Here is a 24,089-nt window from a genome sequence, read left to right on the forward strand (position 1 = left end):
CGCCTAACTTCTTCGGCGGCTCAGGATGCCAGACCTTCGGTGGAGGGATTTTGAGAAGCGCCTCCGATTTCGCAAGCTGCTCATGCGATCTGCGCAACAGCTCGCGCGACCTCTGATTGGACGCCCTCATGCGCTCCAAGCGCATTGCAATCCAGTGTTCGATCCACTCGCGGTCACCAGGCGACATGGGATTGCCCTCAATGAGCCTATTGCCGAGTTTAACGTATGTTAATGGAACTTGTTCCTAGGTACCTTTGGGGTGAGCACCGCCCGCATCAGCCCTCGGGATGGACCACGTCATTTTGGCAATGGGCCGCTCCTGATGTTTGAGACCATGATCAGTCAGCGCTCTCAACGAGTTTCAGAACCGCTGCTCGATCCAGGACGAGGCCGAGGCGATGCACGCTGAAGCGGTCGACAGGTTCGCCGTGGGCACCTGCGCGTGGTCAAACGAGCAATAAGAAAAGGCCCCGCCGAAGCGAGGCCTAGGCCGGAACGATAGTTGTTTTAAGTCAGGCCAACTTGGCTTCCAGCGCCTCGATGCGCGCCTGCGCTTCCTGCAGGGTCTTGGTCAGCGCTGCGATCATGGTCCAAGGGTTTGGCGACTGGATTGCGTCGGGCGCATCCTTCTCGCAACTCGCCGCGCTTTCGACTGTGGTCGCTTGAAGCTCGTGCGCGAGGAAGCCCCAACGCTCAACGTCGTCGGCCGGAAACATCGGTGCTTCACTGACCTCCTGGCCTTCGGATCGCGCCCTGGCGTTATGCTCCAGTTGAGCGGGCGGCGTGAACTCTGCCTGCGTGTACTTGATCGGCCGCAATTTCTTGACGGTTGACCACATGCTTGGGAGATCGATCACGTCCTTCTTGACGCGATAGTCTGATATGAAGGAGACGTTGCCCAGATTCGTCGCATCGACCCACGCCTGCAACGCTCCAGCGTTGTAGTAAAAATTGAAGCTGTTGGCACCATACGCGCCACTAAAACCTTGTTTGCAGACGTACCCGAGGGCACTTTGAAATTGCCCGCCGCCCTGAAATTGCCAATCCTGACTTCCCATAAGAACGTGAAATTTTGACGTGCTACGTTCCCAATATGTCAAAACCTTATTGTTCGCGTTCTCATCGTTGTACCAAGTGTGGCAGTTGCCCGTGGGCTGCGCTTGCGCGACAAGACTGCCGCTGTTTGCAATCACACCGCCACCGGCATTCACGTCTTTGGTCGTGATGACGTTGCCTGTCGAACGGTTGATCTTGAAGGGCACGTCGATGGGTGAACCGCCGTCGTTGTAACGGATGATGTCGAAATCGCTGCCCGCGTTGCTGCCAGCCTCCGCTGAGGCATTGCCAAGCTCCATGATCCAACGTGAAGCGCCACCGGTAGAGCCTTGGATCGAACAATTTGCGCCCGCACTTCCCGATGCCTTGCTCATCGTTATCGTGGGCGCAGCCGAAGCCATGCCCAAATTGCCGGTCAGCGTGCCACCGCCGATCGGCAGCACTTGCGCCCAGGACGCGCTCACCCTCCCATAGGTGATGCCGTCTGTCGGCGCTTCCGGCACCGGTCCGGGAGGGCCAGCAGGACCAACAGCGCCTGTGTCGCCCTTGTCGCCCTTTGGCCCTTGCGGGCCTACAGCGCCTTGCGGCCCCGGATCGCCTTGATCGCCCTTGTCGCCCTGATCGCCCTTGGGTCCGGGTGCGCCTGTAGTGCCTGGAGGACCGGGCGGCCCTACGGGACCGGGCGGGCCTTGCTCTCGCACTTCGATGATCGAAACCGGGTCCGCCAGAATGACTTCAACGTCATCCTCGTCCTGCATGACGAGCACATCATCATCGGCTCTGACAACGACATCGGTCATCGCGACGGTCCCATGCTATGAGCCCAGGTCCCGCGCCAGATACGGATTTGCGCGCCCGCTTTGCTCGCGATCAACGATTGCTGGTACTCAAGCGCCGCGAGCTGCTCCAAGTCGGCTTGCAGGACGATCAGTTCAAACTTGCCGTTGACGGCATCGACCAGGACGATGCGTCCATTCTCGGTCGTCAGTTCAATCGACACGGTGGCATCCTCGACGTGAGGCCGCAGCATCATGTGAAACGTCCAGCCCGTCAGATCGATGGGCGTTCCATCCACTGTCTGGTAGACGAACGCGCGGCGGAAGTCGGCGTCGCTCTCGGTGCTGATGGTGACGGTGGTCATTTTTTGGCGGCTGCCGGTTTGAATACGTTCTTGAGCTTCTTGGAAAGCGGCACGTTCGCGAAGGCGTCATCGATCTGCTGATGCGTGGTGATCGTACCGCCGTCGATACCGGCCTTAACTTGTGAGTAGATATCGAAAAGCGCTCTGATGTGATCCTGCACGCCATCCGACAGTGCGATCATCTGGTGCTTGTCGATTGGCACCAGTCTGCCGTCTTCGGTCACCCAGTCGGTCGTGAATTGCGGGTCGTTCTCTGCTGCGATGCGTGAGCCGATGATCATCAGCTTGGAGCGGTCATCGGTGCCGACCACGTAGCCGTTGACAACAAGGCTTGTGGTCTCCGTCTTCCACCGCACGTTGGCGGCATAGGCTTCCAGCGTCACGAAGATGTCGAACGGCTGCAGCACCTCCTGCAAGGCATCGTCGGTCTGGTTGCCAGCAAGATCGCGCGGCCAGCCCGTAGGTGAGCCGCCCGCTTCAAGCCAAGCGGTGTAGTCGGCATCGTCCGCCGCGATGATCGTCTGCGGCGCGCTTGCGAAGATGCGCCCGTCGTCAGCGAGCCAACACCAGTTTTGAGGGTTGTAGATTGCCATCGCCGTGCGCTCCTAACCGTATTGTCCGCCTGTGCCCGTTGTGCCTGCAACGGTGCCAGGGAAGTGGTTGATGCCGGAACCTCCGGTGGAGATGATGCCGTTCATTTCGGCGTCGTACTTCTTGCCGGTCACGTTGGCGTAGCCGGTGATCGTGCCCATCTTGTTGACCCACACGCCGAGCATGGTGACGTTGCAGAACGGTCCGGAGAAAGTGACAGGGGCCGGGATGTTCCAAGTCGGCGGGTTGACCGGGTCCAGAATGATGAGCGAGTTGACCTGACACCAGAAGTGCCAAGCACCGCCGCCAGAGATGGTGTGGTTGCCGGTCAACCCCACTGAGCCGCCATCGGTGGCAACGACTTGCCCGGCGAGAACAGACCCATACTCCATGTTGCGAAGGGTCACCGCGCCGTTGTTGCCGTGCGCCCACACGCCGTTGCCGGGATCGCCGCTGCCGGCCGTGACACCGCTGCAACTCACCTTGAAGCCGGCCATGGTGTAGCCGGGGCCGTAGAACACGATCGCGGTGCCGGTCGAACTGACAAGCTGCACCGCCGAAGGCGTCGTCTCATTGCCGATGATGTTGACCGCGCCAGAACCGTTCATCAGCGGGGCGTTAATCGGCCCGGTGTAGACACCGTTGGTGGCGTGGATGTTGACCGTGTAGCCGTTGAGGTTGAAGCTCTGTGTGACCGCGATGGCGTGCTGGATGGTCGCGAAGGGCGAGCCGGGTGAGCGGCCGTCGTTGAGCGTGTCGCTGCCGCTGTTGGAGACGTAGTAGTCCAGCGATGCACCCAGCATCGTGACGCTATCTGCGCCGATGAGGAAGAACACGGCGCCGTCGTAGACCAGCTCAATGACGTCATTGGCGGCGAAGTCACCGTTCTGGATGTCCTTATTGCCGCGCTTCTTCATCGGCTTTGCGCCAAGCGCGTTGACGTTGAGCACCGAAGGCCCGGTCGGCGCATTGCCCACCTTCATCCGCACGACGAGACCGGCGCGCAACGCGGTCGGTGCCGGTGTCAGCGTCACCTGATAGGCATTCGCCGTTCCAGCATCGAGCGCGTAGTTGAGCTTGCCGCCCTGCACGCCCTGGGCAAGCTGCGTGAGGTCGGCGTTGTCCGGGGTGAGACCGCCGTCGCTGATCAGCGCAACGATCTCGCGCTGCGGATATTCGATGCTCGCCGCTGGCGGGATCGAGCCCTGCGTGCCGGTCGCGGGATTTCCGTTGATATACGGCGCGTTCGGATCAGAAACGCCATAGGGTTGAATATACTGAATTGTCGCCTCCCATCTGACTGCGCGACCGCCGCCTGGACCAGCCTGCTTTGGCCGCAAGGCTGCGCTTCATGCGATGCTGATCGGACGAATTGGCTTGTTTGATCTGAGCGCGGAAATGATGGTCTGCCCATCGAGTTATTGCTGCTGCGGAGCGCTTCGATCTGCTCTCCGGTGTGGCATCTGTCGCCGCTCTTCCGATCAGAACGCGCTCGCGATATTCCGGTCGAAGCCAATGGACTTTGGATCGTTCGCGGTGCTGGCTTCTCAAGCCCTCATCCGCCCACGTACGCTTGTTGCTCTCGGCAATCTTTCGTCGCTGCTGCTCGCTCTTGGCGTAGCCCTTCGAGCTACCTTCGCCGCCTGGCCAGAAATTCCAGAGCTGATCGCTCGGAAACGACGCTATCGTCTCGATTTCTGCCTGAAACGCAGCCTCATGATCGAGGCCGGAAATCAGCATGCGTTCTTCGATCTCGGCACCGGCAAGCCATGCTTTGGTCAGGCGGTTGTAGAAATAACTCGCCTGAACCAGTTCGCCTGCCGCGCGCCGACGCGCGATGCTTCTAACGATACGCATGTGCGCGCGTGCGCGGCCACCCGAGCCCTTGCCGACATAGCGGATCACGCCATCGACAACGATAGCGTAGACGTAGGCTTTCAATTTTGTGGTCGGTCCTTTAAGGCGTGCCCGCCATCGGGTCGCCAGGCGTCAGGCCAGAATAGTCGTAGACAATCTCGGTGTGCGCGGGCTTCCAGCGGTCCAGGATGCACTCAAGGTCCTGGGCGCGACCGATGCGCAGATGCGGATCGACGCCGCACTGGCCGCTTGCGCACCTGAACCAATGCAGGTCGGCCTGGTGGACGTGCACTGTCCAGTAGTAGCGGTTCTCAGGCGGCCCGAGGCCGTAGTTCGGCCACTCGCTTAGCTCGCCGTCTGCGACTGGCGTGCCGTTCGGATTGAGGATCGGGCGGCCCCACGCATCTTGCATGAAGGTGCCATCGCCATAGACGCGATTATCGCCGCAAGCGTCGATGCCGACCATGAACGGCCGATATTCGGTGATGGTGATCGTGTAGCCGAGGAAGGCCGCGAAGCTGATGTAGAACTCTCGCGACTGCGAGCCGTACAGCGTCATTCGCGCGACGAGTGCGGCATGGCACTGGGCTATCGTCTGCGGCGCGCTATAACAGGGATCAGGCAGGCCCCAGTTGCGCTCCCAATCAGGCAGCAGCTCGACGGTCTTGCGCGGATCGCTCTCGGTCTCCAGGAGATCGGCAGCCCGCCCGTCGACATAGCCCCAGTAATTGTTCAGCCCGTCGCAGGCCTGCCAGAGCACACTATCAATGGAATGCTTCGGCCACGCCTGGCCCTGTGGCAGCAGTTCGAGAAAGGCGTCACGATAGTCACTTCCGGCACGGCGGATATGCCGGTCGCTCATCAGCGCACTCCTATTCGTAAAGGATTGTCTCAAGCACCGCCATGGTGCCGATGTTGGGCATGACGAAATCGTTGTTGGTGACGAGATCGAACGAGATCACGCTCGGGGCCTGCATCATCGCTGCGCTGATCCACGCCGAGTAGATCGTCTGACCAGGCGCGGCCATCCGGAACAGCATGTCCTTGAGCTGCGCTTCGATCTCGGCCTTGCACTCGTCGGTGTTCGGATTGAGAGCCGCTATCGTCAGATCGAGGAAATACTTGATCGGCGCGGCGACGAAGCAGTCCTTGACGGTGACTGGCCGCATCTTGTCGAGATAGGCACCTACCGTGGCGATGTCCTGCTGCAGAGGGAAGCCATCGTTGTCGGCGCGCAGATCGTCCATCATGAAGCGAACGGTCATGGTGCCGATGCCTTGCTCGACATTGGCCCAGGCCCGCGTGACGCCAGGGACGGCCAACGCCCAAGAGACATAGTCGGCCTGCGCCCCGCCCATCGGCGGGTTGCGGATGCGCTGAAGGATGCGGGCGCGCAGCTCGTCGTCGGTCTCGGTGTCGGTGCCGCCCGTCACGTTATAGGCGAAGGCAACGCTGCTGACGCCTGGAATGCTGGGCGTGATCGACAGCGAGGAACCGTCCGGCAGATTGCCGAACGATCCTGCGTCCACCGCCCGGATGTTGCCCGTCACGGGCACGCTCGCAGACGTGGTGATGTCCTCAAGCGTTTCGAACATCACCACGGTGTTCGGCGAGCTGAAATCGACGGGCAAGCCGACCGCGCTCTGCAGCTGCGTGCCGGTGGGAATGACGGTGCCGTCAACCAGGCCCTGGAATTGCGCAGTCCCGGTCGAGAGCGTCGCCATCTTCCGGCCGGTCGAACCGTCCGCGTTGACCAGCCAGATTTGCCCGTGTCTATCGAGCCATTCGGTCTCGGCGGTGTCGGGCAAGAGCTGCAGCGACAGCCAGTCGACATATTGCAGCGTCAGGTGACACAGCGCACCCTGGTTATCCGAGAGAACCCGCAGCACGCTGTTCGGGACGTTCGCGTCCGCACCAGGCAGCGAGGCGTTGACCGCGTCGCGGACCAAGGAGCGAACGTCGCGCAGGGTTGGCGTTGACCACGGCATCAGCTGTTCACCATCGCATCCCAGAGGACAGCGTATCGCAGCTCGATCTCGGGCAGCGGACCGCGATAAATGCGCAGCAAGGCGTCAATGCGCTGCGTGTCGACGCGCGTCACCCACACATCGAAGCCCGAGCAAATCTTGCGGTCGACGAACGGCTGGATCGCGGCGCGGATGTAGTTCTCGACCGTTACCAGGGTCGAACCCTGCCGCGCCTGGGCCGGGGTGATCTTGGAGCGGCGCAACAGCCACAGCTTGGAGCCGATGGGCCAGCCGTTCCAGATCGCCTGCGCGTCCATGTCGCCCCACCAGCCCATCCGATCACTGGAGTCGGGATCGGGCAGGATATCGTTCGGACTGGCGAGCGCATTGGTGCCTAGCGCGACGATGATCGCGGTCGCCAGCGCCTGCCGGTCGTCGAGCGTGCCATCGGGCAGCAGCGACCAATCGACCGTGACCGAATACTGCGGGAAGACGTTGTTCTGGACGAGCCGGATGTCAGGGACGTTGTAGCCCGCTGGCATGGTTCACCCGATCTTGCCGAGGCTGTTGACGCACGGGCCCGATAGCGTGACCAGGTAGTCGAAGGACGCTTTGCCCGCTTCCGCGCCGACATAAACCTGCTTGTCCGTGTGGCAATGCAGGTACGTGTCGCCATCGGCGAGCGCGAGGTGGCATTGGTTGCCGCCCATCCGCGTCTTGTCCTTGGTGACCTCGACGAACAGCGGCGACTTCTGGCCGTCCTTGTAGAGCGATTGCTGGCCGCGCTTCTGTTGCTGGCCGCCTTGCTGTCCGCCGCCGCCGCTTGAGCCGCCGCTCCCGTCCCGCGTCGCCGCTTTGCCGCCCGCCGAGCTGCCGCCCGATGAGCCGCCGCCCTGGTCCATCGTCGAGTTGCTCTCGCTATCCTGCTGGACCAGGTGCATGCGCACGGTCTTGTCCTGCGGCGCGGTCCAGAAGCCCCCGTCCTTCGTCAAATGGAATTGCTGCTTGTCGCCGCGCCCGCGAAACATTGCGGTGTCGCCTTTATCCAGCTTAAAGAGCCGGTGGCGGCGATCATCCATCATTGCGACCGGGAAGGAGCGGCTGCCGCCCATGAAGCTGGTGAAATGCTCTGCGGCGGACTTGATCTTGCCCTGGGCGTCCTTCTCGGCGTCGAACACCACGGACGTAAAACCATAGTTCTGCGGGGCCTCACAGCCCTTGCGCGACTCGTTGTGCATGAAGTTTCCGGCCATCTCCTGCAGGAACTTGCTGTCATCGACCTGATCGACGACCCCGCGAGCGCCGCCAGCGGAATAGCTGCGCAGCGAGCTGTTGAGCGGTGTGGCGCGGTGCATTTCTATTACCCCACTTTGTAAGTTGGATGCGCGTTCAGGAAGGCCGGGTTGACGCACGTCAGCACGGTGATGCTGCCCCGCTTGTCGTCCTGCATGAAGATGACCTGCTGGATCGCCAGCTCTTCGTCGAGCATCGCCATCGGCGAGTAGACGTGAACGTGCTCGCCCTCGCTCCAGAGCGCGACGCCTTCGCGCAGCCAGCCCTGCACGGTGATGGTCGCCTGGATTTGCTGGCCGTCGTGGATGCGCTGCTCGAAATCGGCCCGCAGCTTCATCTCGCCTTGCGACTTCACCGACTCCTCAATCGGCGTGATCAGCTTGCTGTAGAGAACGTTTTGGACGCTCGTGTTCTGGACCGCTTGCTGCTCGCTGGCGTCGGTCATGTTGTGATCGTCGCTCGCCTGGGAGCTGCCGCGCACGTCGTAGGTCTCGAACACCATCGTCGAGTCGATGATGCACTGGCAGGCCAGAATGTTCTTGCCCTCGACCAGCCCCGCGACAACGTTGCCGGTATGCTCGCCGATCAGCAGGAAGTTGCCGAAGGCGTCGCACGCCAGCCGCGCGCACCGGTCGCGAGCGATGCGCTCGCAGAAATCCCAGACCGGCTCGCCAGTGTTGTTCTGCAGCTTGTCGAACGGCGTCTGATCGACCTGGCCGATGACCTTGACGCCCGCGCCGTAAGGGGCCCAGACCTCCTGTGCGACCTGCACGATGTTCTTGTTGTCGAAGCTGCCGGTCTTGGTATCGACGCTCGATTTTGCACCCAGCGCCGTGTAGCTCTTGCCGATGAGCATCACGCCGTGGGTGAAGGCGTCATAGGCAACCTGGCGCACCTCGATGAAGCCGGTGATTGCCAGGAAGCCAGCCAGATAGACGCTGCAAAGATCGCCGGGTTTGAACTGCAGCTTTTGCCAGTCGGGGAATGGACCGCCAGGCTTGAAGACCGGGTCGCGCTCTGCCGCGCTGAACTGGAAATAGGCGTAGGAGTCGCCCCAGTTGCGGCGAACCATGACGAATTCCCAGTCCTCGAATTTGCGTCCGTTGACGACGAGGACGGCGACTTCAGTCGGCTTCGGCATGGGTCAGGCCGCTCACGATGACAGCGCCTCGCCGACCATCGGGCAGAAGGCGGGGTGAACGATCTTGTTCTCGCCTCGCAGCTCATCGGCGCGCGAGGCGTCGTCGTACAGCTTGTAAGCCATGACCAGGCTCGGCAGCGTCGAGAAGAACTGATATTGCAGCATGCGCGGCAGCGGCAACGCGGTCTGCACCAGATGGTTAGTGATCGCCCCGTGCAGCGTGATCAGCGCCTGGAACGTCATCTGATCCATCTCGTCGGCGGCGATCTCCTCGGCGTCCTGGAACGGCTGGAACAGTGCGGTCTTGATCGCATCGACCTCTTGGCGGCTGACGAAGGTCATGGCAGCGATGATGTAGGCCTCGGTCGCCAGGCACAGACGGATGCCAGCATTCTGGATCAGTGCCGCGCCCAGCGTAACCGGCGTCTCCTGGCCGAGCTGTGCACGCACGCTCTCCAGCTGCTGCCATGTGATGCCTGCCTGCCGTGCCTGGTCGAAGCAGGCGTCGAGCGGCGGCCCCATCGCATCCTCGATCAGCAGCCCGAAGGCGTTCGCCCTGGCGTCGCCGATGGCTGTCCGCGCGTCAACGCCAGCGCGACCCTTGGCCGGGAGAAACGATAGCAGGGTCGCCAGCATGCGATCCACGAGCGGGGCCGCCTCGGTCGCGTCCGCGCGTTTCATGCTTCGATCAATCCCGTGCCGATGGATGGCGACGGCGGCGCGAGCGTGCGCTGCACTTGGTCGCGCACATTTTGCGCGGCATTCGCGACCGTCGCTTGGGTGTCCTCTTGTCCGGGATCGAACAGCGGGTCGATGCCGTACTCCAGAAAGGTGATGTCGAACGTGCAGAAGCCGCCGAAGCGCTCCTCCTCGGTCATGCGATAGCGGTTCACGACGACCGTTTGCGGCGGTTGCGTGGACAGCTGCAGCACGCCGGGCCCTTCGGTCTCTAGCGCGTCGATCAGTCGGTCGCGCACCTTGCGATAGTCGGTGCGATACAGGTCGTCATCATCGCGCGGATAGACGATGCAGTAGGCGCGGATGGTGAACTCCCGCGCCATGCGGCCCATGTCCTCCGCGTAGGGATACTCTTTCTTCGGAAACTGATGCTCGACGATGCGCCGTCCGCTCTCGCGCGTGTTGGCTTCACAGTGGAACGGCGCATTGTTGTAGGTCGCGCGAACCCAATCGTCGCGCCAACTCGGCTTGCCCGGTGTGATGTCGAAGATGGTTGTCATATCGAAAGCGTCTCAGGGCCTTTGCGTGCAGGCTCCATCTGGGTTTGCCGGTTGATTTCCACGTCCTTGAAGATGCCCTTGCCCTCAGCGCCGACCGTGGTGCCCTTCGGCGCATTCACATCGACGCTGATCTTGCCCGAGCCCTCGACCTTGTTGGTCGCGGCCATCCGCCTGTCGAGCTGCTCGCGCGCAAACCGCGCGCTGTCGGCGGTCGAGAAGTTGACGCCTTTGCGTCGGCCTTCCCAATAATTGTAAACCTCATGCGAGCCCGGCACCGGCACGCGACCCGGAAGGCCCGCGCCGGGATCGGACGCCATGCCCTGGTTGGTGCGGCCTTTGATGTAGTCGCTGCCGCCGACAACTTCGGCCAGCGTCTTGTCGTACTTCGCCTGTTCGGCGTCGCTGAGACCGCCGCCAGTTTGCCCCCTGTTGATCGGGCCGTAGAAGCCGCTCCGCAGCTCGTCGCCGATCTTGTACCCCGGCACCTTCTGCCGGATCATCTGCGTGCGATTGAACAGCGCCTCGACTGTTGGAGCGCCGCCGCCCTCGGAGCGCATCATCCGGTACAGCAGCTGCTTGGTGGCGGGGTCCTGGTTGACCTCGGCCATCATCGAGGCGCGCTGATCGGCAACGCCGCCAGCACCGTGCGCGCCGTCCGCCGTTGCTGGCGTGCCGCCAGCGCCAGCGCCCGTGCCAGGCCCTGCCGTCTGCCCGTTCGGCATTTCGCCCGTCGAGCGGCGGAAGCTGTAACCCTTCAGCGCAAACTGGGACTCGAAACCGCGTCCCTGGTTGCCGCCGAGGCCGGTGAACGTTCCAGCTTTCTTGTTGACGTCCTCAACGATGGTGACGTGACTGCCAGTCGCGCCCGTTCGCACGCCGCGATCAGCAACGGCAATGTCGCCGGGCTTCACGTCCCCTGGTGCGACCGGCGTGCCCCAATTGCGCCAGTTCGATGCGACCGCCGCGCCCTTCGGTGGCGTGCCGCCGACTGACTTGACGACGGAAGCCGCGAACTCGCCGCACCAGCTGCCTGCCTTGGGAAAGCCCTGGCTGGCCATGAACTTCTCGACGGCACCGGGACCGCCGTGCAGAGCAACAGAGCGCGCCTTGGCCAGGATGTCGGACGGCACGCTGGGATCGCCTGCGGGGCCGCTCTGCGGGGCGCCCGTCTCGCCGCCCGTGTCGCTGCCATAAGGCGGGCCGCCGCCGCCGCGATAGCCGCCGCCCGAGTTACTGCCTCCGTAGCTGCGGCCGCCGCCAGCATCGAAGCCGCGCCCACCGCCGAAGGGACCGTAACCGCCGCCGCCGCCATAACTGAAGCCGCCGTCGCCGCCCGTCGTGAAGCTGGCGTTCTGCAGCATCGGATTGCGCCCGACGCCGCCGCCCGTGTAGCTCATCGGCATGAAGCCGCTCTTGAGCGCATCGATCAGCGCGTCGTTCGACTGCTTCAGCTGCTTCTGCGCCTCGGTGTTTTCCTCGGTCGTCTTCTTCTGCGCCTCGGCCTGCGGCGTGCCGAGCTGGAGCGGTCCCCGGAATTTGCCGAACGTGTCCTGGATCGACTTTTTGGCCTCGTCGGGCTTCGCCAGGTCGTAATTCTTCTTCAGCCACTCGTGGATTTCCTTGCTGATCGCCAGGAATTTCTCTGCGGCCTTGATCGCGGGGTCGAGGAACGGGGCCTTCAGATCCTCGACGATGTCGGCCCATTCGCCGCTGATCTGTCCCGTAAGGTTGGCGAGCTTTTCCGCCTGCTTGATGCGCTCGTCCTGGATGCGCCGGTCTTCTGCCGACAAGCCGTTGAGCTTGTCCATGTTCGCCATGGTCCTGTCCCAGAAGTGCGAGGCGAATTCGTTCGCGCGCTGGGTCGCTTCCTGAAGCGTTTTGCCTTCCTCAAGGGCGTGCCGCAGCATGTTGGCACGAGCCGAGACGACAGCGTTGTATCGCTCCTCTTCGGTCCTGGCGTTGACGATGTTGTCGAGCAGCTCGCGCATGGCCTGCTGCGACTGCGGACTCGGCCCTGCCATGTGCTGCAGCTCGCGACGCAACGAGCTACCGGTGCGGTTGAGATTGGCAACCGCCTCGGCCATGGTGCCGAGATTGGCTTTGGTCTGCTCCGCGCTGACGCCGATGGCTTCGAACTGGCTGATGATGTTTTTCATCGACGCAGGATCGACGCCGATCTGCCGCGCCGCCTGGCTGACGCCGCGCAGCTCCTCGGCCCACTTTTTCAGTTCGCCGATTTGCCGCGTCATCTCGACGCCGAACAGCGCCAGGCCGCCAGCGCCAGCAACCAGGCCGCCCCGGAATGAGCCGAGCGCCTTGAAGGCGTCCCCGAAGCCGCCCGTGATCTCCTTGAAGGCCTTGTTCAGCTCCTCGGTCCCACGCCGCATCTTCTCGTGGGCTTCCTTGACCTGCGGCCCTCCCATCTCCTTTGTTTTTTCGACGATCTTGTCGAGGCCAGCCGACGCATTGTCGACCAGCGAGACGATAAGCTTCAGCTCCTCCTGCTCAGTGGGCATCAGTCATCGTCTTTCGGGGGCTGCTGCCTGCGGTCCAGCGTCGCGGTGCGCTCCAGATGGATGCGAACGTCGCTAAACGGCATCGACAGGAAAACTTCTGGGCTGACGTGGTACCAGCGAGCTAGGCGGTAGCAGTCGAGGATGATCTCGTCCTCGTCGCCTACCAGGCCCGTGGATCGGGCAGAAAAAAATTTCGCAGCTTCATCGCGCAGGTGTTCCAATCGCGCGGATGCATGTCCTCGATGAAGGGCGCGAGAATGTCCGAAAGCGCCGCGATCATGTAGGTCATCTTGCGCTCGTCCCAGACCACGTCGCCGTCCTGGTTGATCCGGACCGGGTTGCCGTAGCGGTTGATGTCGCCCGCGCGGGGCTCGCGCAGCGAAATCTCCGTGATCTTCTCGCCCTTGTTATTGTGGATGGGCTTGTTCAGCAGCTTCACCGTGAGCGGCCATTCATCCTGCCACAGCGGCGGCAGGTCGGCTGGCGACGGCTCGACCTCGGGCGCAGGCATCGAGCGCGACGGCTTGGCTTCCGCCTGCGGCAGCGGCTCGGCGTCGATGACCTTCATGGCGGGCCGCTCGTCAATGAAGCCTTCTCGTTTCGGCTGCGGGTTCATGCGAGGCTAACCTCCTGGCAGGTGACGCCCTCCCAGCGCACGCGCACCTGACCGTCGCGCGTGTTGTTTTCGAAGCCGCCTTTGCAGGTCCCTCCGGTCAGGATGTACTGCATGTTGTTGGCGAGCTGCGCGACGACGGTCACGTCCGTTTCGGCGAGCAGGTCCTCCAGATAGAAGCCCGGCATGGTCGACAGATCGCCCTCGATGTACGGCACGCGCGGCAGCTCCTGATAGCCGTGCACGCCGTCCTGGCCAGCGATCATGGTGCGCTCGACCGGCGACGGTGAGACGGTGAAGTTGCCGCGCAGCGCCAACTGCGTCCCATCGACAGTGAGGAACGCAATGCCTGCAATCCTCTGTGCCATTGATCAGTCTCCTTTCGATCAGCCAGCACCAAAGGCCGCGTCGGTTGGCGCGATTGGTCTGACCGGTGATGTGAGGGTGGGTTAGGAAGCGCCTGACGCCGCGTTGAACGGCGGCTGCGGCTGGCCGATGATCTGGGTGTCGATGCCCCGGTCGTACTGCAGCCTGAACTGCGCGAGCACCGCGAAGATGCGGAGCTGGTTGATGAGGTCGGGCGGGTACAGCACGTTGACCCGGTTCGGGTGGTTCGGGTCGCGCTCGACCTGGAGGTTGCGCTTGAAGTTGACCAGATCCTCGACCAGGCCGTCGTACATATCCTGCTGATACTGGTTGATCAGCTCGGCCTTGATGATGCCGGGGGTGACGATAGCCTGGCCGGGCCCGAACTTGGTGCCGTCGTTGGCCAGCTTGTGCCTCGGGAATTTCGAGGTGATCGCGGCCTTCTGGTTGCGCAGCAGCTTCGCCAGCGTCGCCAGCGTGGTCATCAGCTCGTAGGCGTCGTCCGGCTGGCCATAGAGGTTGAGCTGGTAGGTCGTCTGCTCTCGGGCGATCATCGGCTGCCCATCCGACCCGATCTTCTGGATTGCGATGCCGTTGGACGCCAGCGAGTTCAACTCGATGAAGTCAAACCGCTGATGGATCGGCGCGGGCTTGATCTGGTTGAGCGACAGCGCCTGAAGGGGCCGAGCCGGATCATTGATGAAGGCGCGCTGCGTCTTGGCCGTATAGGCCGCCGCCCATTCGAAGGACGGGGATGGGCTGGCGACCTCGAACCCCATGATGGACTCCACGCCGCTGTTCATGGTGTCGCCGAACGTGAGCAGCGCGCTATAGGTGCCGCGCTTCGCCGAGATGACATGGCCGAACAGCTCGCGCTGCCAGCCCCAGCGGCCCTGGTCGGTGAAGCCGTATTCCTGGTCCCACTCGAACAGCGAATTGCTGTCGGTGTACGGCATCGCGACATATTCGAACGGTTCGTCGCCCAGGTTGGTGATCGCCGTTGTGAACAGCGGCGTGCCGGTACCACCCGTCAGGAAGCCAGTCGCGGGCAAGGTGATGCCGAGGCCGACCGGCGTCTGCTGGCCACCCGTTGAGCCGTAATAGTTCAGCGAGACGTTGATCTCGTTGGCGTTGACACTCTTGAAGACCGAGGTCAGCGTCACGGTGCCCGTCGCCGCCGCCGCCGTGACCGGCAGCGCAGTGTCGGCGTTGATCGCATCAGCAATCGCTTGCGCAATCGTCGTCGGCGTGTCGGTCGTCAGCACGTTGACCGGGACATAGTCGCCCGCGACGTAGAGATGGATGGTGCCAGCTTCAGTCGGCGCGGTCGTGATGACGATAGCGCCCGTGGCCGCCGATGCGCCGGTCGGCTCGGTCATCGGCAGGCCCCAGACCTCGTTGGCGAAGTTGTTGGCGAAGAAGGCCTTGAACATGCGCGACAGCTCGGAGCCTTCACCGAACTGCGCGTCGGCCTGGGCCTGGCTGCCGATGGGCACCGCAATATCGTGAGGTGCCGTCCCGCCGATGGCGACGCCGACCAGCAGAGCGCGCAGATTGATCGTCGGCAGCCCTGCCATGCTGGGATCGACCTCGACCCAGTAGAGCGGCACCTTGATGTTTTGAGGAATTTGAGCGAACGAGATGGGCACGGCTATGCCTCCTTGCTTCGAAGCCACGCGAGTCTTCGCGCAGCAGACCACGGTTGACCTTTGGTGAGACCGTTGCCCTTCCAGCGCTCGGCACGTTTGCGCTTTTCTTCTTCCGAATGGATAGGAATGCCGGTCTTCTTGCCGATGAGCTGTTTCGTGTCGTCGCTGTGCGAGCGGCCGAGATGAATTTCGTTTCCAATCATCCTCGCTGACATCTTGCGCCGATGTTCATCGCTCTTAGGCTTGCCCTTGGTAGCCGCAACAATCTTGGCTCTTTCCTCGTCCGATTTTTGCTGACCGATACGCCCCCTATTCGTTGTGCCGATCATGCGCTGGCGCAACTTATCGCGCGTTTCATCTGAAACAGGCGGCCTTCCTTTCGCCGCCTCTCGCATGTTCTGCTTCGCAGTTTCGGTCGCCCGATAGCCAAGGCGCGCAAGCCCGCCACCGGCAGTACGATTCCATCCGATGCTGCGCGTCGGCCGCAATTGCCATTCCAATTTGCGACACACGCTTTTCGGCCCGCGAAATAGAACCTTCCAGCCAAATCCGACCGGGAACGTTCCGTTACGTCGATGTCGCTGTAGTCGTTTCGTCCAATTGCTGGTGATCCCAATATAGCCATGCCGCAACAGGCAAACGCATCGTTCATCAAACAGCCAATAAACAACGCACTCGACATCAGCCATTGCTGCTGTCTAAGGCGGTCTCTCTCAGGCGGCGTGCTTCGGCGGGTTGTCCGCATGCCTAGCTGGCTTCTCTTCATCGCGCGTGATGTCGCCATCGGCGATCCGGCGCTTCGTGAAGCGATCATCCGGCCACTCCGCGCCGCCTTCCTGGGAAAAGCCGCCAGCGTGCGGGTGCTTCAACAGCCGACGCATGATGTCGTTCGCGGGTGTCACGCGGACAGTTTTCTGCGCCGCCTTGTTGGCCTCCCGCATCTTCTCCATCCGCTCATTCATGCGCAGCCCGCGCAGCGATGCCTTGCTAACGGCCATGGCCCTTGCTCCTTTGCTTGAACTCCCGCTTCGCGCTGAAGCTCGATGGGTCGAACTGATAGACAGCGTGCAGCTGCTGCCGCTGGTCCATCTCGTCCTGGGTGTCGCCTGACTTGATGCCGGTCTGCATGTCGATGGTCAGCAGATCGTCCGGGATGACCGGCGACCAATAGGTGCGGTGACGGCAGGTGATGTCGTATTGCACCTCGCCGACCGGCGTTTCGTTGTTGAAGGCTGCGTTACCCCAGACGTAGCGGCGCACGCCGCGCTCGATGCTTTCAATCCTGGTGTTGTCGGGGTTCTGGGTGCCGGTGCTGGGATCGGTCGTATCGAGCAAGTTCATGATGTACTCGTCCGGCCAGAGCCGGTTCATGATCCGCCAGTAGGCCGCGTCGAGCTGCGCCTCAAGCGCGTCCTGGTCATTGTTCGCCACGATCACAGAGAAGCCGATGCGCAGCGCGTGGATGAAGCGGACCTCGCCCGCGTTGCCGTCGCCATCGGGCAGCATGGTCTCGTCGATGACGTAGACGCCGAGATAGGGCAGATACTCGGGCCGGGCGACCAGCATCTTGTTCTTGCGGCAGGTGTAGCTCGCGAAGAAAGGATCGGCCGACACGGCATCGAAAAACACGTTCCGGATGACGTGCGAATAGCTCTGCGTGTCGGTAACGCCCATCACATGACCGGTTCGTACTTGCGGATGGTCAGCATGGTCTGGCCGCCGCCATCGCTGACCGCATCGACGATCTGGTACTCGCCCTTCGGCACGTTGTTGCAATCGACCGGGATGATGACGTGGTCGTTCTGCATCGGCAGCACGGCGAACTCGCTCTCGCGGATGTCGAGGATGGTGCGCTGGTCGGAATAGAGCGCCCCGTCGAGCGCGGTCACGTCGGTCGAATAGGTGTTGAGGATGCCGCGCCCCGAATAGTTGCCTACGGACGGCTGCGACTTGATCGGCACGAACGTGCAATCAACCGCCCAGAAATCGAAGATCGGCGACTGCAGCAGAACGTCGAGGTTTATGGCCATTTCATCGCCTTGCTGAGCAGCGCGGTCATCCGGTCAACCAGCTTGGTGAACAGCTCGGTGCGCAAGATCGGCCGGGTCGACGACGGCGGCCGTCCCGCGCCGCGCAAACGATGCTGCTTCGGCACAGCGATCACGGGCCCGGTCCGCCTGCGGCTTCCGGGCGGCTCGATGCGTGAGCGCGGCCAGATGCTCGTCTCGGCCGTCGTCTCGTCACCGCTGCTGCTGACTTCGATGTTCGGATATTTGCGGCGCATGTCGGTGCGCTGCCAGTCGACCAGTTCCTCGGGGACCTCCTTGTGGAGTTCATCGAGCTGCGTGCCGAAGGCCTCGCACTTTTTCAGCAGGCCCTCGACGCCGTCGACCTTGATCTCAAACATAGTAGCGCATGTACGCCGACAGCAGCGGCTCAACCATTCCTGCCGCCATGCCAAGCGGACCAGGACCGCCCATCTTCTGCAGCGCCTGGTTCACGTCGAAGAACTGCACGCGCGACTCCCGATGCGAGATCGAGCGCACGCCCGCTGTCATCGAGCGCGATTGCCACACCCGCGCGCTCTGAACCAGCAATGCCAGTGCCTGCTTGAGCGCAGGTGGCGCTTCATCGGGCAGCTCGTAACCGCCCGTGTATGTGATGCGGATCGGCTCGCTCCAGGACGTGTTGAAAAACTGCAGCTTGCCGCTGGCGTTTTCCAGCTCGTAGGTGCCGCTAAGGTCCGCGCCATCGGGGCCGGTGACGGACTGGATGTCGCCATCAGCGACCGGATAGTGCGTGAGAAAAACCCGCCCATTGTCGGTATCGAACGGCTTGGTGTCGCCGCGCCAGGTTTCCTCGACGGTTTCCTTGGCAAAGACGCGGCGGCAGGTCGTTGCGATGATGTCGGAATAGGTCGTGATCCACATCTGCAACAATTCATCTTCGCTGGTGTCGGTCGAGGAGATGCCGATCAGCGCCTTGACCTCGTCGAGCGACGCCAGGTCGTAGCTGTCCGCTGGCTCAAGCACCTTGATGCTGATGTCAGCCATCGCTTTCCTCGTGATACTGCTCGAACAGCGCGCGGATGTTGATCGGCGGGGCCTGGCTGCCGTCTGACATGACCGGCGTGATGGTGTAGGTCGACCGATTGACTTCCCAGCCCACTATGGTCGCTGCGTTCGTTCCGGGCAGACCGCGCGGCCCTAGTTCGCCGCGCTCGCCTTTCGGCCCCGGCTTGCCAGCGCGCCCCGCGGACGCGATCAGCTGCCAGCCGTCGCCTGGGCAGGGCCCCGGATCATCGCAGCGCGCGACGAATGAGGAGCCGTTGAGCGCGACGACGTTCAGGAAAGCGTACGTCTCGCCTTCGCGATAGGTGCCGCAGATCATCGGCGTGCTGGCATTGCGCCCCGCAGCCGCGATGCAGGCCCAGTCGCTATGCGGCGGCGGGCGCGCCGTGTCGCACCTGGCCTGGTAAGTCGAGCCCTGGTGCGTGACGATATCGCCTTCGTAATGGACCGCGCCCTCGTTGAAGGGCCTCGTGGCCTTCAGCTGCCCCGGCGCGCCGTCCTTCCCGTCCTTGCCGTCTTGACCGGGCTCGCCCTTTTCACCGCGCTCCCCTTGCTCGCCGCGCGGACCAGGTTCGCCCTTCGGCCCTTCGTTGCCTTGCTCACCCTGGTCGCCGTTTTCGCCTTGCGCGCCATCTTGTCCTCGCTCACCGCGTTCGCCCTGTTCTCCCGGCTCGCCTTGCGGCCCGCGCTCGCCAGGATCGCCGCGCTCGCCTGGATCGCCTTTCTCGCCGCGCTCGCCAGGGACACCGTCAAGTCCGCGCTCGCCTTGCTGCCCAAGCTCACCGGGCTCGCCGCGCTCGCCTGGATCGCCTTTCTCGCCGCGCTCGCCAGGGACACCGTCAAGCCCGCGCTCGCCTTGCTGCCCAAGCTCACCGGGCTCACCGCGCTCGCCTGGATCGCCTTTCTCACCGCGCTCGCCAGGGACACCGTCAAGTCCGCGCTCGCCTTGCGGCCCGCGCTCACCGGGCTCGCCGCCCTTGCCTGGCTCGCCTTTCTCACCGGGAGGACCAGGAGGGCCTGGCTTACCGTGCAGTCCGCGTTCGCCAGGATCACCGCGAGCACCGGGCTCACCGCGCTCGCCTGGATCGCCTTTCTCACCGGGAGGACCAGGAGGGCCTGGCTCACCGTGCAGTCCGCGTTCGCCAGGATCACCGCGAGCACCGGGCTCGCCGCGCTCGCCTGGATCGCCTTTCTCACCAGCGGGCCCTGGACGGCCTGGCTCGCCTTGCAGGCCACACTCTCCGGGCTCGCCACGTTCTCCGGGCTCGCCGCGCTCGCCCGGATCGCCCTTCTCACCAGCGGGCCCTGAAGAGCCTGGCTCGCCTGGTGCGCCATCCGCGCCGTTCCGCAGCTCGGCCAGGCGCGCATTGATCAGCTCGGCGAACTCGGAGCGTAGCGTCGCGAGCTGGGCCTTCAGCTCGGTGACGTGGGCCTTGAGATCTGAAACGGTCGCTGCGGCCTGGGCCTCGATCAGGGCGCGCTCGCGCTGCCATTGCCGCTGCTGGGTCTCCAGCACCTGGGCCAGGGCCTCCCGCCAAGCGTCAAGGAGTAAGTCGCCGCCGTCCGAGGTGCTCGGTGAGCCTAAACAGGTTTCTGACTTCCCGTTGAATGTCATCGCGGTTGCCTTTTTCGGGCGGGAGCGGTGCGGGTGGTGCCGAAGGTGGCGCAGGCGATGCCGGAATTTTGCCGGCTGCGCTCAACGGGACGACTTGCTGCTGCACGCGCGGCTCGTCGCCGAACGCGACTGCATCGAGGCCCTCTTGCTGACGGGCCTCGTTGGGCGCGAAGATGCCGCCCTGGACGCCGCGCGCCAGCGCTTCGATCCGGTCCTTCATTGCCGACCGCAGCAACGCCGCCGTATCGAACTCGACATATTCGTCGGGCTGGCCCTTCAGGCCGAACAGCACCCCGAAGGCCTCCTCGATGTGGTTGAGGCAGAAGCCCAGGCCCGAAGCGATCCAGCTTTGCATCAGCAGCTCGGTCGAGCCGTAGGTCGAGCCGCCGATGCCGAGGATTTGCAGCGGAATGCGGAAGGCGAGCGCGATGTGCTCGTTCGACAGCTTGAGCATGTCGGCCGTCGCCGCGTCCCTGCCGCCAACCGACCAGGGCTGCACCTTCAGCCCCGCCGTCAGGATCGGCGTGCCGCCCTGGTGCAAGCCCTTGGCCTGATCGTTCCAGCGGTCGCGCAGCGCCTGCACCTGGTCCTTGTCGAGCACCAAGTCGGTGGACAGCACGGCCGAGGGCCGCGCCTCGTTCATGTAAAAGGACTGCTGCTGCCGCGCGATGGCGTTGCCGACGCCAATGTCGCCATAAGCGGCAACGATAGGGCTCTCGCCGACCAGCGGCACCGGGTAACGCTGCTTCAGCGTGTGAAGCCGAATGTGCAGCACGTCGCGCATCGGCACCAGGATCGTGGACTCGCCGAGCCGCGCCGAGATCACGTCGTTGCCGTGCAGCTGGTAGAAGATTTCGCCGCCGACGGCGATGCGAGGAAACGACTGCTCCGATTTCATCAGGTGCAGCTCGTCGACCTCGTAGCGGTCGTTCCTGAGCGCCAGCGCGTAGCAATTGCCGTCGAGGTACAGCGACCGGGTCGCGTTCAGCAGGAAATCGCTGATCGACTGATAGTGGTTCGGATGACGCAGCAACCGGGCGAGCGCCGAGTTCTTGACCCGGTCCCGCCCGCCCTTGTTGTTGAGCCGCCAGTGATCGCCAGGACACATGGCAACCGTCTGCGCATAGGCAGAGACGCAGGCCTCCACCATGGCCGACTGCGCTGACAGCCCGATAGGGTCGTAACCCTTCTGCCACCAGTTCAGATATTCGCCCACGGCAGCGGGAAGCCAGCCGCCCGTGATCGGCAGATCATACGGACCGGGACGGTACTCGCCCTCGGCCGACCTCGAAATCAGCCGATTGAGACGGGTAAGCCAGCTCGCCATCGGCCTGCCATCGCCTATTCAGCGCGCTGCGCGCGGGTCGAATAGGTCTGCGATCTGGCGTACGGCTTCTCGGCATCGAGCGCCTTGTCCTCGACCGGCTTGTTGTGCGGATCAGGAGCGCTGCCGTCGTCCTCATGCTGGAGGATATGACCACCGCTCAGCGCGATGTCGTTCTCCTCCTGCGTCGGCGTCGGCTTGCCCTTGGTCCGCGCGGCGTATTCAGCGCGCGACTTCTCGGCAGCCTTCTTGTCGTCGGCTACCGCCTTCTTGGCAGCCTCGGTCTGCGGATCGTCCGCCAGTTTGGTCGTCATCGGAATTCCTCCTGCTGAATGATTGTTGCAGGGGTCGGATTTGAACCGACGACCTCGTGGTTATGAGCCACGCGAGCTACCGGGCTGCTCTACCGCTGCAATCAGCCGTGCGCTGCCGGAGCAGCGCACGGGTCGCTTGTCACCAGGTGACGTTCTGCGTCCAGGCAACCGTGCCAGCGCGACGCTGAACCCAGTTGAGCGGCATGATCATCCGCAACGCGAGCGAGTCGGTCTGGAAAAGCGAACGCTGCGGCGCAGCCGCGACGCCCGCACCGTCGACCAGGTCGAGCGGAGCGGTGTCCTCCATGTGCAGCGTGGCCTGATCGCTCATCTCCATGCGCGGGGCCTCGCCACCGACCACGACGAAGTCAGCGGCGTCGACCAAGATGAGCGTCTTGGGCGCGACCGTCGCGGAGTCGATGATCGGGATGTTGTTGAGCATCCCGCTCGCGATTTCCGCCCGGAACGGGAAGACGCCCGTGTTCGCCGCCGTTAGCATCGAGGCGCGCAGCATGTCGGTCTGGTTGGCGAGCCAGACCAGGTTGCGCGTGTTGCCGAGGGTCTGCACCGAGATGCTGTTGATCAGCGCAGTGATGTCGCCAACCAACGCCGCGATGCCGCCACCAGCCGTCGCGCCGGTTGCCGCGACGCCGTTGAGCAGGCCCGGAGGCCGGATCGTGGTCGCCGGGTTGGCATCGATCAGCACGCTGTCGATGGCCACGGTGGTGTCGTCCTGGATCGCCTGCCGGATCAGCCCCTCAATCGCGGGGACGGAATGGTCGCCCATTTCCCGCGTCCAGGTGCTGATGACCGCCATCTTCTTCGGCGTGAGCGTCTGCGAGGTGAACGCTCCCTGCCGAACGGGGATGGGCATGCCTTCGCCGACGAACGAGCCCGCGAGGCTCGGCGTCCGCGACCGCGTCGGGATGACGATGCGTCCGGAGGTCCCGAAGCTCAGCGTGAGGCCTTTCGGCGCAAGCCGGGTCAGGATCGCCTTCGGCATCAGGAGCGGCATAAGATCGGCATAGGTCGTCTGCGCCAGTTCCTGCGCCCAGCCGGTGACCGTGGTCATGGCAGGGGCAGACGCTGCGCGCGTGACGATTTCGCAGAACGCCTTGGTGCCGTCGTCCTCGCCGTAAATCCGCTGCCGCGTCTCATCGACCGACTTGCCGGATGCCCTGGCGATGTAGGTCACCGTCGCTGCACGGACGACGTAGTCAAGCAGGTCGAGGTCCTTCTTGCGATTGACGATGATCGCCGGGGCGGCGACGCGCTCGCGATCCGCGCCCGCGATCACCGTCGTCGAGAGCGCACGGCCACGGCCTGCGCCGTTGGCGTCGGTCGAGGACTTCGCCAGCAGCTTCTCGGAGTCGACCAGCGCAGAGCGGGTCTTTTCCAGCTGGGCGATTTCGAAGTTGAACTTGCCGGTCGCTTCCAGATCGGCATCGCTGACGTTGGTGTCGTCCATCTTGTCGAGATGGTCTTCGAGTTGGTCCCGCTTGGCGACGATCTGCGCCTCCAAGTCGGTAATGCGTTGAGCCAGGCCAGACATGGCGCTGCCCTTTCGAATGCGAGATGTATCGGCTTGCTCGCCGGTGATCCCGCGACGCCTGGTCCTCGCGTCCATGCTGCCGTGCTTGGCGAACAGGAGGTCCATCGTTTGCGGGGAGATGTTCAGCGACTTGGCCACGGCCAAGGCGTTTGGATTGGCTGGCACTGCGACCAGCGAGGTCTCGACCAGTTCAATGCGAACGAAGGTCTGGCCCCAGTCGCTGCCTTCGCGCTGCTTGGTTTCGAGCGGTTTGAAGCCGACGCTGACGGCGCGCAGGATGCCCGCGTCGATCAGCTTCCTGATTTCGTCGATGCGCTCGGAGGTGCCGAACGGGGCCATCTCAAGCTCGCCCCGGAGCTGCTTGTTCTCGACGCGCAGGTTGCTCCACTTCCCAATCGGGAAGTCGCTCTTGTGATTGAACAGCGCAATCGGGTTGCGCTTGAAGTTCTTGAGGTCCCAGCCGTCGCTGAGAATGACATCGTCCATGCGGTCCGGCGTTTCGTCGGAGAGGACGAACTCGAGGCCGGTGAGCTGACCCGCATGCGTCTTGTGCTTGATGCCGGTGGCGGCGCGGTCCTCGTCATTGGTTTCGTCCCAGATCAGCTGACATTCGTCCTCGTCGCCGAGTTCGTCGCTGCACCTGTCCATCCAATCCTCATAGGACTCATCGTCCTGCGGCTCGATGCCCTGCTTGCGCATAGACAATCCCTCCGTCCCATCGCATGCGATGTTCGGTTGATCCTGCGTTTGCTGGTGTTCTGGAAAGCGGTTCGCCCGCGCGCTCA

27 protein-coding genes and 1 tRNA gene are annotated in these 24,089 nt (G+C 63.4%); 1 reads left to right on the top strand and 27 read right to left on the bottom strand.

Features of this window, described 5'->3' with window-relative positions; all coding sequences use genetic code 11:
- Positions 1-512: 512 nt before the first annotated feature.
- The 23 genes from Q3C01_RS05200 to Q3C01_RS05310 form a co-directional block, all read right to left on the bottom strand.
- On the bottom strand, positions 513-1,856 hold the full coding sequence (locus Q3C01_RS05200) for a collagen-like triple helix repeat-containing protein (protein WP_458144256.1): 1,344 nt from the start codon (positions 1,854-1,856) through the stop codon (positions 513-515).
- Complete coding sequence (locus Q3C01_RS05205) at positions 1,853-2,197, bottom strand: hypothetical protein (RefSeq protein ID WP_458144257.1); 345 nt, start codon at positions 2,195-2,197, stop codon at positions 1,853-1,855. The genes Q3C01_RS05200 and Q3C01_RS05205 overlap by 4 nt, the downstream gene beginning before the upstream one ends.
- Positions 2,194-2,790 carry a DUF4376 domain-containing protein gene (locus tag Q3C01_RS05210; RefSeq protein ID WP_458144258.1) on the bottom strand — a complete coding sequence of 199 codons (597 nt, stop codon included), beginning with the start codon at positions 2,788-2,790 and terminating at the stop codon, positions 2,194-2,196. Before Q3C01_RS05210 ends, Q3C01_RS05205 begins: the two co-directional genes overlap by 4 nt.
- A gap of 12 nt (positions 2,791-2,802) precedes the next feature.
- Entirely contained in the window at positions 2,803-4,128 is a 1,326-nt protein-coding gene (locus tag Q3C01_RS05215; RefSeq protein WP_458144259.1) for a hypothetical protein, read from the bottom strand.
- Positions 4,040-4,729 (bottom strand): GIY-YIG nuclease family protein, encoded by a 690-nt coding sequence (locus tag Q3C01_RS05220; protein ID WP_458144260.1) that lies wholly within the window; start codon positions 4,727-4,729, stop codon positions 4,040-4,042. The genes Q3C01_RS05215 and Q3C01_RS05220 overlap by 89 nt, the downstream gene beginning before the upstream one ends.
- A gap of 16 nt (positions 4,730-4,745) precedes the next feature.
- Entirely contained in the window at positions 4,746-5,507 is a 762-nt protein-coding gene (locus tag Q3C01_RS05225) for a YmfQ family protein (protein WP_458144261.1), read from the bottom strand.
- A 10-nt stretch (positions 5,508-5,517) separates the two neighbouring features.
- Positions 5,518-6,633, bottom strand: a complete 1,116-nt coding sequence (locus Q3C01_RS05230; protein WP_458144262.1) for a baseplate J/gp47 family protein — start codon at positions 6,631-6,633, stop codon at positions 5,518-5,520.
- On the bottom strand, positions 6,633-7,154 hold the full coding sequence (locus tag Q3C01_RS05235; protein ID WP_458144263.1) for a phage GP46 family protein: 522 nt from the start codon (positions 7,152-7,154) through the stop codon (positions 6,633-6,635). The genes Q3C01_RS05230 and Q3C01_RS05235 overlap by 1 nt, the downstream gene beginning before the upstream one ends.
- 3 nt (positions 7,155-7,157) lie before the next feature.
- A complete protein-coding gene (locus Q3C01_RS05240) occupies positions 7,158-8,024 on the bottom strand; it encodes a phage baseplate assembly protein domain-containing protein (protein WP_458144264.1) in 867 nt (288 codons plus the stop codon).
- Complete coding sequence (locus Q3C01_RS05245) at positions 7,973-9,046, bottom strand: phage baseplate assembly protein (RefSeq protein WP_458144265.1); 1,074 nt, start codon at positions 9,044-9,046, stop codon at positions 7,973-7,975. Before Q3C01_RS05245 ends, Q3C01_RS05240 begins: the two co-directional genes overlap by 52 nt.
- Positions 9,047-9,058: 12 nt before the next feature.
- The gene (locus Q3C01_RS05250) at positions 9,059-9,727 is read right to left on the bottom strand and encodes a hypothetical protein (RefSeq protein WP_458144266.1); all 669 of its coding nucleotides are present in this window, start codon (positions 9,725-9,727) and stop codon (positions 9,059-9,061) included.
- Positions 9,724-10,284: a DNA circularization N-terminal domain-containing protein gene (locus Q3C01_RS05255; protein WP_458144267.1), complete on the bottom strand. Its 561-nt coding sequence runs from the start codon at positions 10,282-10,284 to the stop codon at positions 9,724-9,726. Before Q3C01_RS05255 ends, Q3C01_RS05250 begins: the two co-directional genes overlap by 4 nt.
- Positions 10,281-12,800, bottom strand: coding sequence for a CHAP domain-containing protein (locus tag Q3C01_RS05260; protein WP_458144268.1), 2,520 nt, complete (start codon positions 12,798-12,800; stop codon positions 10,281-10,283). Before Q3C01_RS05260 ends, Q3C01_RS05255 begins: the two co-directional genes overlap by 4 nt.
- A gap of 160 nt (positions 12,801-12,960) precedes the next feature.
- Positions 12,961-13,416, bottom strand: coding sequence for a phage tail assembly protein (locus Q3C01_RS05265; RefSeq protein WP_458144269.1), 456 nt, complete (start codon positions 13,414-13,416; stop codon positions 12,961-12,963).
- A complete protein-coding gene (locus Q3C01_RS05270) occupies positions 13,413-13,781 on the bottom strand; it encodes a phage tail tube protein (RefSeq protein WP_254102554.1) in 369 nt (122 codons plus the stop codon). The genes Q3C01_RS05265 and Q3C01_RS05270 overlap by 4 nt, the downstream gene beginning before the upstream one ends.
- A gap of 81 nt (positions 13,782-13,862) precedes the next feature.
- A complete protein-coding gene (locus tag Q3C01_RS05275) occupies positions 13,863-15,428 on the bottom strand; it encodes a phage tail sheath C-terminal domain-containing protein (protein WP_458144270.1) in 1,566 nt (521 codons plus the stop codon).
- 2 nt (positions 15,429-15,430) lie between these two features.
- Complete coding sequence (locus Q3C01_RS05280; protein WP_458144271.1) at positions 15,431-16,117, bottom strand: NUMOD3 domain-containing DNA-binding protein; 687 nt, start codon at positions 16,115-16,117, stop codon at positions 15,431-15,433.
- Positions 16,118-16,141: 24 nt separating this feature from the next.
- On the bottom strand, positions 16,142-16,426 hold the full coding sequence (locus Q3C01_RS05285) for a hypothetical protein (RefSeq protein ID WP_458144272.1): 285 nt from the start codon (positions 16,424-16,426) through the stop codon (positions 16,142-16,144).
- Complete coding sequence (locus tag Q3C01_RS05290; protein ID WP_458144273.1) at positions 16,416-17,102, bottom strand: hypothetical protein; 687 nt, start codon at positions 17,100-17,102, stop codon at positions 16,416-16,418. The genes Q3C01_RS05285 and Q3C01_RS05290 overlap by 11 nt, the downstream gene beginning before the upstream one ends.
- Complete coding sequence (locus Q3C01_RS05295; protein ID WP_458144274.1) at positions 17,102-17,458, bottom strand: hypothetical protein; 357 nt, start codon at positions 17,456-17,458, stop codon at positions 17,102-17,104. Before Q3C01_RS05295 ends, Q3C01_RS05290 begins: the two co-directional genes overlap by 1 nt.
- The gene (locus Q3C01_RS05300) at positions 17,449-17,835 is read right to left on the bottom strand and encodes a hypothetical protein (protein ID WP_458144275.1); all 387 of its coding nucleotides are present in this window, start codon (positions 17,833-17,835) and stop codon (positions 17,449-17,451) included. Before Q3C01_RS05300 ends, Q3C01_RS05295 begins: the two co-directional genes overlap by 10 nt.
- Positions 17,828-18,481 (bottom strand): head-tail connector protein, encoded by a 654-nt coding sequence (locus Q3C01_RS05305; RefSeq protein WP_458144276.1) that lies wholly within the window; start codon positions 18,479-18,481, stop codon positions 17,828-17,830. Before Q3C01_RS05305 ends, Q3C01_RS05300 begins: the two co-directional genes overlap by 8 nt.
- Positions 18,474-18,818: a hypothetical protein gene (locus tag Q3C01_RS05310; RefSeq protein WP_458144277.1), complete on the bottom strand. Its 345-nt coding sequence runs from the start codon at positions 18,816-18,818 to the stop codon at positions 18,474-18,476. The genes Q3C01_RS05305 and Q3C01_RS05310 overlap by 8 nt, the downstream gene beginning before the upstream one ends.
- 99 nt (positions 18,819-18,917) lie before the next feature.
- Here Q3C01_RS05310 and Q3C01_RS05315 point away from each other — a divergent pair, with 99 nt between their 5' ends.
- The gene (locus Q3C01_RS05315) at positions 18,918-19,808 is read left to right on the top strand and encodes a hypothetical protein (RefSeq protein WP_458144278.1); all 891 of its coding nucleotides are present in this window, start codon (positions 18,918-18,920) and stop codon (positions 19,806-19,808) included.
- A 232-nt stretch (positions 19,809-20,040) separates the two neighbouring features.
- Here the strand turns inward: Q3C01_RS05315 and Q3C01_RS05320 are convergent, their stop codons facing one another.
- The 4 genes from Q3C01_RS05320 to Q3C01_RS05335 form a co-directional block, all read right to left on the bottom strand.
- Positions 20,041-21,441, bottom strand: coding sequence for a phage portal protein (locus Q3C01_RS05320; RefSeq protein WP_458144279.1), 1,401 nt, complete (start codon positions 21,439-21,441; stop codon positions 20,041-20,043).
- A 14-nt stretch (positions 21,442-21,455) separates the two neighbouring features.
- Positions 21,456-21,752: a hypothetical protein gene (locus tag Q3C01_RS05325; protein ID WP_458144280.1), complete on the bottom strand. Its 297-nt coding sequence runs from the start codon at positions 21,750-21,752 to the stop codon at positions 21,456-21,458.
- Between the two features lie 25 nt (positions 21,753-21,777).
- Positions 21,778-21,852: transfer RNA gene (locus tag Q3C01_RS05330), tRNA-Met, on the bottom strand.
- Positions 21,853-21,891: 39 nt separating this feature from the next.
- On the bottom strand, positions 21,892-24,003 hold the full coding sequence (locus tag Q3C01_RS05335) for a phage major capsid protein (RefSeq protein ID WP_458144281.1): 2,112 nt from the start codon (positions 24,001-24,003) through the stop codon (positions 21,892-21,894).
- Positions 24,004-24,089 lie beyond the last annotated feature (86 nt).

Source organism: Bradyrhizobium sp. UFLA05-109, from assembly GCF_054185165.1.

Excerpts from the sequence above, each read along its gene's own strand:
- Q3C01_RS05200 (WP_458144256.1), bottom strand. The coding sequence starts at position 1,856 with ATGACCGATGTCGTTGTCAGAGCCGATGATGATGTGCTCGTCATGCAG.
- Q3C01_RS05205 (WP_458144257.1), bottom strand. The coding sequence starts at position 2,197 with ATGACCACCGTCACCATCAGCACCGAGAGCGACGCCGACTTCCGCCGC.
- Q3C01_RS05210 (WP_458144258.1), bottom strand. The coding sequence starts at position 2,790 with ATGGCAATCTACAACCCTCAAAACTGGTGTTGGCTCGCTGACGACGGG.
- Q3C01_RS05225 (WP_458144261.1), bottom strand. The coding sequence starts at position 5,507 with ATGAGCGACCGGCATATCCGCCGTGCCGGAAGTGACTATCGTGACGCC.
- Q3C01_RS05230 (WP_458144262.1), bottom strand. The coding sequence starts at position 6,633 with ATGCCGTGGTCAACGCCAACCCTGCGCGACGTTCGCTCCTTGGTCCGC.
- Q3C01_RS05235 (WP_458144263.1), bottom strand. The coding sequence starts at position 7,154 with ATGCCAGCGGGCTACAACGTCCCTGACATCCGGCTCGTCCAGAACAAC.
- Q3C01_RS05245 (WP_458144265.1), bottom strand. The coding sequence starts at position 9,046 with ATGCCGAAGCCGACTGAAGTCGCCGTCCTCGTCGTCAACGGACGCAAA.
- Q3C01_RS05250 (WP_458144266.1), bottom strand. The coding sequence starts at position 9,727 with ATGAAACGCGCGGACGCGACCGAGGCGGCCCCGCTCGTGGATCGCATG.
- Q3C01_RS05255 (WP_458144267.1), bottom strand. The coding sequence starts at position 10,284 with ATGACAACCATCTTCGACATCACACCGGGCAAGCCGAGTTGGCGCGAC.
- Q3C01_RS05260 (WP_458144268.1), bottom strand. The coding sequence starts at position 12,800 with ATGCCCACTGAGCAGGAGGAGCTGAAGCTTATCGTCTCGCTGGTCGAC.
- Q3C01_RS05265 (WP_458144269.1), bottom strand. The coding sequence starts at position 13,416 with ATGAACCCGCAGCCGAAACGAGAAGGCTTCATTGACGAGCGGCCCGCC.
- Q3C01_RS05270 (WP_254102554.1), bottom strand. The coding sequence starts at position 13,781 with ATGGCACAGAGGATTGCAGGCATTGCGTTCCTCACTGTCGATGGGACG.
- Q3C01_RS05280 (WP_458144271.1), bottom strand. The coding sequence starts at position 16,117 with ATGGCTGATGTCGAGTGCGTTGTTTATTGGCTGTTTGATGAACGATGC.
- Q3C01_RS05285 (WP_458144272.1), bottom strand. The coding sequence starts at position 16,426 with ATGGCCGTTAGCAAGGCATCGCTGCGCGGGCTGCGCATGAATGAGCGG.
- Q3C01_RS05290 (WP_458144273.1), bottom strand. The coding sequence starts at position 17,102 with ATGGGCGTTACCGACACGCAGAGCTATTCGCACGTCATCCGGAACGTG.
- Q3C01_RS05295 (WP_458144274.1), bottom strand. The coding sequence starts at position 17,458 with ATGGCCATAAACCTCGACGTTCTGCTGCAGTCGCCGATCTTCGATTTC.
- Q3C01_RS05300 (WP_458144275.1), bottom strand. The coding sequence starts at position 17,835 with ATGTTTGAGATCAAGGTCGACGGCGTCGAGGGCCTGCTGAAAAAGTGC.
- Q3C01_RS05305 (WP_458144276.1), bottom strand. The coding sequence starts at position 18,481 with ATGGCTGACATCAGCATCAAGGTGCTTGAGCCAGCGGACAGCTACGAC.
- Q3C01_RS05310 (WP_458144277.1), bottom strand. The coding sequence starts at position 18,818 with ATGATCTGCGGCACCTATCGCGAAGGCGAGACGTACGCTTTCCTGAAC.
- Q3C01_RS05320 (WP_458144279.1), bottom strand. The coding sequence starts at position 21,441 with ATGGCGAGCTGGCTTACCCGTCTCAATCGGCTGATTTCGAGGTCGGCC.
- Q3C01_RS05325 (WP_458144280.1), bottom strand. The coding sequence starts at position 21,752 with ATGACGACCAAACTGGCGGACGATCCGCAGACCGAGGCTGCCAAGAAG.
- Q3C01_RS05335 (WP_458144281.1), bottom strand. The coding sequence starts at position 24,003 with ATGCGCAAGCAGGGCATCGAGCCGCAGGACGATGAGTCCTATGAGGAT.